This is a genomic window from Streptomyces sp. SPB074 (assembly GCF_000154905.1).
Taxonomy (GTDB): domain Bacteria; phylum Actinomycetota; class Actinomycetes; order Streptomycetales; family Streptomycetaceae; genus Streptomyces.
The window spans coordinates 1,693,051-1,698,258 of record NZ_GG770539.1 but is presented as its reverse complement, the minus strand read 5'-3'; the positions used below and the strand labels follow the sequence as shown (position 1 = coordinate 1,698,258).

General features: G+C 71.3%; 3 protein-coding genes. 2 read left to right on the top strand and 1 reads right to left on the bottom strand.

From position 1 onward, the window contains the following. Positions 1–2,285, bottom strand: a 2,285-nt coding sequence (locus SSBG_RS06745) for a nitrate- and nitrite sensing domain-containing protein (RefSeq protein WP_199781346.1), incomplete at its 3' end; no start/stop codon positions are given. 619 nt (positions 2,286–2,904) lie between these two features. Here SSBG_RS06745 and SSBG_RS06740 point away from each other — a divergent pair. Together SSBG_RS06740 and gltX are read left to right on the top strand one after the other, a co-directional pair. After that, positions 2,905–3,681, top strand: coding sequence for a fumarylacetoacetate hydrolase family protein (locus SSBG_RS06740; RefSeq protein ID WP_008745453.1), 777 nt, complete (start codon positions 2,905–2,907; stop codon positions 3,679–3,681). Next, positions 3,674–5,149 carry a glutamate--tRNA ligase gene (gene gltX / locus SSBG_RS06735; RefSeq protein ID WP_008745452.1) on the top strand — a complete coding sequence of 492 codons (1,476 nt, stop codon included), beginning with the start codon at positions 3,674–3,676 and terminating at the stop codon, positions 5,147–5,149. The genes SSBG_RS06740 and gltX overlap by 8 nt, the downstream gene beginning before the upstream one ends. The last annotated feature ends 59 nt before the right edge of the window (positions 5,150–5,208 follow it).

The window sequence follows — 5,208 nt, the reverse complement described above, 5'->3', positions numbered from 1 at the left end:
GCGGGGGCGCCCTGGCCGCCGCCGAGCGCGCCCGCCGGGGCGCGGCGCGCGGCGGCGGCGCCGGCCGCGGCCTGCGCGGCGGCGGGACCGCCCTGGCCCGCAGGTGCGCCGGGGGCCTTGCGCCCGCCCTGCGCGACGTCCACGGGCAGCATGACGAGTGCCGTCGTGCCGCCGGAGTCGGAGGGGCGGAGCTGGATGCGGATGCCGTGGCGCTGCGAGAGGCGGCCTACCACGAAGAGGCCCATGCGGCGCGAGACGGAGACGTCCACGGTGGGCGGCGCCGCGAGGCGCTCGTTGATCGCGGCCAGGTCCTCGGGCGAGAGCCCGATGCCGGTGTCGTGGATCTCGACCAGCACGCGCCCGTCGGGCAGCGCGTGCCCGGTCACCTTGACCTTGGTCTGCGGCGAGGAGAACGACGTCGCGTTCTCCAGCAGCTCGGCGAGGAGGTGGACGAGGTCGTTGACGACGCGTCCGGCGACCTCGGTCGAGGGCACGGCGGAGAGTTCGATGCGCTCGTACTGCTCCACCTCGGAGGCCGCGGCGCGCAGCACGTCGACGAGGGGGACCGGGCGCGTCCAGCGGCGGCCCGGCTCCTCGCCCGCGAGGACGAGGAGGTTCTCGCCGTTGCGGCGCATACGGGTCGCGAGGTGGTCGAGCTTGAAGAGTGAGGAGAGCTGGTCCGGGTCGGCCTCGCGGGACTCCAGTTCGGAGATGAGCGAGAGCTGACGCTGGATGAGGCCCTGGCTGCGGCGCGAGAGGTTGGTGAACATCGCGTTGACGTTGCCGCGCAGCATGGCCTGTTCGGCGGCGAGGCGGACGGCCTCGCGGTGCACGTCGTCGAAGGCCGTGGCCACGCGGCCGATCTCGTCGCGCGAGTGGACGCCAACGGACTCCACCGAGAGGTCCACGTCCTGCGGGTCCGACTCGGAGAGCTGGCCGACGAGTTCGGGCAGGCGTTCCTGGGCGACCTTCGTCGCGGTGTCCTGGAGCCGGCGCAGCGAGCGGATCATGGAGCGCGAGACGACGAAGGCGCCGACGAGCGAGACACCGAGGACGAGGATGATCAGCGCACCGTTGATGATGGCGTCGCGCTCGGCGCTCTGCCGCAGCTCACGGGCCTTCTGTTCCATCTGGCCGAGCAGCGTCAGCTCGATGGTCTTCATCTGGTTGATCTCTTCGGACGCCGAGTCCGTCCAGTCCTTGTAGGACCGCTTGGCGCGCAGCTCCATGCCGCCCTGGGTGCTCAGCGAGCCCTGGGCGTAGTCGCGGGCGCCCTTGATGGTGGGCTGCTCGTCCGGGTCGATCGGCTTGAGCAGGTCCTCCGGGTCGCCCGCGTAGGCGCCGTAGATCTCCTTGAACTGGTTGATCTCGTCGTCCTCGTTGCTGAGCGCGTTGAGGGCGTATCGGCGGTCGGTCTCGGAGAGCTTGCCGAACTGCGACTTGTTGGGCGGCAGGGCGGCGGCGAGCACGGCGCGCTGGATGGAGGCGTACTCCTTGGCGGAGGAGAACGCGGCGAGCGCGCGGGTGCGCTGGACCATCTCGGGGTTCGAGGTCGCCTGCGCCATCTCCTGGGAGAGGCTCAGGAGCTGGTCGATGAGCTGGCTGTAGGCGTCGACGGTCTGCGTGATCGAGGCGTCGTCGGCGTAGGCGTCGCGGCGGATCGCCTTGAGCTGGGCGACGCGCTTGGTGATCGCGTCGAGGTTGCTGCGGACACCGTTCAGCTCTTTGTTGCCGGTGATGTCCTTGGTGTTCTGGAGGAACGTGGCGACCTGGCGGTCCGTCTTCTGCCGCCAGCTCGCGACCGAGTAGTCGGTCGCCTTGACCTTGTGCGAGAGCGGCCCGGCCAGCTGGTCGCGCTCGTCCTGGAGCGCGGCGGCCAGCTCGGTGGCCTGCTTCGTCATGTCGGTGAGCAGCTTCATGTTGTCGAGCTGCTGGATGTCGTCGAGGGAGTCGCTGATGCGGATGCCACCGAGGGTGGTCGTCGCCGCCACCGGGAGGACCAGGAGCGAGACCAGACGGGTCGAGATGCGCCAGTTGCGCAGGGCTATTCGCGAGCCGGGCCCGCTCGGGCCGGACTTCGCCTTCGCCTTGGGCTTCTTCTCGTCCTTGCCGGGCTTCTCGCCCTTGTCGCGCGCGCCCTCGCCGCCCTCGGGGGTCCGCTCCTCGTGGCCCGTGCCGCCGGGCCCCTGCTGCGGTGCGTGCGGGGCGGCGGCGCCGCGGTCGGTCGCGCCGTTCGGCTCCGGCTCGGCCGGAGCACTGCCATCCCTCTTGAAACGTCCCTGCACTAGCGTCGCAACCTCTGGACCAGGCGTCCCGTCGCGCCGTGGCGCTCGGGACGGTGTCGAGTCGTGGAGGTCCGTGAACCCCCGGGTGGTCGGAGTGACCGCACGCCTCCCCTCGATCGCCGCTCGGCGCTGCGTTGCGCCCTCGCGTGCCGGCCGAAACCCGCGGCGGTCCCGGGAATTCCAGCACAGCCGGGGATCTCCAACAAGGTCCGAAGAGCCCTCGCCGGAGCCTGTGACGGCGCGTGCCGGGCGCATCACCAGGAGTGCGAAACGATCTTGAACATTACGGGCATACGGGTCCGATCCCGCATTCGCCGCCCACACCCTCCGGCTGTCCGTGTGTGCCGGGCGGTGGGCGGAATGGCGGGGTCCGGCCCGTGATGACCGATTCGCCCGTGCGTGGGCGCGGGGCGAATTGCCCCGGTTTCCCGCACGAGTCGTGAGCAAACTCACATGGGGAGGTCGCGTGCCGGTTGTGGTGGAAGGGCAGCGGGCCCGTACGCGCTAGCCTGGGCAAACGGCTCTCCCTGTCCCGACTGCCCCCGTTACCGGCGGTGACACCCGTGAGCGGGGAAGCCGGACCACCCGACCCAGGACGACAGAGGGGCACCCGCCAGCCGTGCGCATCGCCAGATTCTCCATCGACGGCAATGTGGCCTTCGGGGCCGTCGAGGGCGAGGGCCCGGACGGGCTCGTCCTCGACATCATCAAGGGCATCCCGTTCGCCGAGTTCGAACTGTCCGGCACCAAGGTCCCCCTGGACAAGGTCCGCCTCCTGCCGCCCACGCTGCCCAGCAAGGTCGTGGCCGTGGGCCGCAACTACGCGGAGCACGCGAAGGAGATGGGCAACGAGGTCCCCGAGCACCCGCTCACCTTCCTCAAGCCCTCCACCTCGGTGAGCGGCCCCGGCGACCCCATCCCGTACCCCTCCTTCACCCAGGAGCTGTCGTACGAGGCCGAGCTGGCCGTCGTGATCGGCCGCATGTGCCGCGAGGTGCCCCGCGCACGCGCCAGGGACGTCATCCTCGGCTACACGTGTGCCAACGACGTCACCGCGCGCGACGCGCAGCGCCGCGAGCAGCAGTGGGCCCGCGCCAAGGGCTTCGACGGCGCCTGCCCGCTCGGCCCCTGGATCGAGACCGACCTCGACCCCGCCGACCTCACGCTCCAGTGCACCGTCAACGGCGAGCAACGCCAGCTCGGGCGCACGAGCGACATGCTGCGCTCGGTCGAGGACCTGATCGTCCACGTCACCGAGGCCATGACCCTGCTCCCGGGCGACGTCATCCTCACGGGCACCCCCGCCGGGGTCGGCCCGCTCAGCGTCGGCGACGAGGTCGCCGTCCACATCGAAGGCATCGGCACTCTCACCAACAAGGTGATCAAGCGTGGCTAACGACGGCACCGTCCGCGTACGTTTCTGTCCCTCCCCGACCGGCAACCCCCACGTCGGTCTCGTCCGCACCGCCCTGTTCAACTGGGCCTTCGCGCGGCACCACCGGGGCACCCTGGTCTTCCGCGTCGAGGACACCGACGCGGCCCGCGACTCCGAGGAGTCCTACCGGGCGCTCCTGGACTCCCTGCGCTGGCTCGGCCTCGACTGGGACGAGGGCCCCGAGACCGGCGGCCCGCACGCCCCCTACCGCCAGTCGCAGCGCATGGACGTCTACCGCGACGTCGCGCGCCGCCTGGAGGAGTCCGGGCACGCCTACCGCTGCTACTGCTCCACCGAGGAGCTGGACGCGCGCCGCGAGGCCGCCCGTGCGGCCGGGCGCCCCTCCGGCTACGACGGCCACTGCCGCGAGCTGACCGCGGAGCAGGTCGCCGCCTACGAGGCCGAGGGCCGCAAGCCGATCGTCCGCTTCCGGATGCCGGACCGGACGATCACCTTCACCGACCTCGTGCGCGGCGAGCTGACCTTCGCGCCCGAGAACGTCCCGGACTACGGCATCGTCCGCGCCAACGGCGCGCCCCTCTACACGCTCGTCAACCCCGTGGACGACGCGCTCATGGAGATCACCCACGTCCTGCGCGGCGAGGACCTGCTCTCCTCCACCCCCCGGCAGATCGCCCTCTACGAGGCGCTCATCGAGCTGGACCTCGCCAAGGAGATCCCGGCCTTCGGCCACCTGCCGTACGTCATGGGCGAGGGGAACAAGAAGCTCTCCAAGCGCGACCCGCAGGCGAGCCTCAACCTGTACCGCGAGCGCGGCTTCCTCCCCGAGGGCCTGCTCAACTACCTCTCGCTGCTCGGCTGGTCCTTCTCCGCGGACGAGGACATCTTCACGCTCGACCAGATGGTCGCGAAGTTCGACATCACCGACGTGAACGCCAACCCGGCGCGCTTCGACCTCAAGAAGGCCGAGTCGATCAACGGCGACCACATCCGGATGCTCACGGTCGAGGACTTCACCGCGCGGTGCGAGCCCTGGCTGCGGGCCCCCTTCGCGCCCTGGGCGCCGGAGGCGTTCGACCCGGCCGCCTTCGCGGCCCTCGCGCCGCTCGCGCAGACCCGCCTCACGGTCCTCTCGGAGATCACGGCCAACGTCGACTTCCTCTTCCTCGACGAGCCCGCGACCGACGAGGCGTCCTGGAACAAGGCGATGAAGGAGGGCTCGGACGCCCTCCTGGCCACCGCCCGCGCCAAGATCGCCGCCGCCGACTGGAAGGCGGAGGCGCTCAAGGAGGCGGTCCTGGAGGCCGGCACCGAGCACGGCCTCAAGCTCGGCAAGGCCCAGGCCCCGGTCCGTGTCGCGGTCACCGGGCGCACCGTCGGCCTCCCGCTCTTCGAGTCCCTGGAGATCCTGGGCCGCGAGAGGACGCTCGCCCGCATCGACGCGGCGCTCGCGAAGCTCACCGCCTGAGCCCGCTGCCGGCCACGAGCCGCCGCACGAGACGCGCGTCCCGAGGGGCGGGCGCCGGA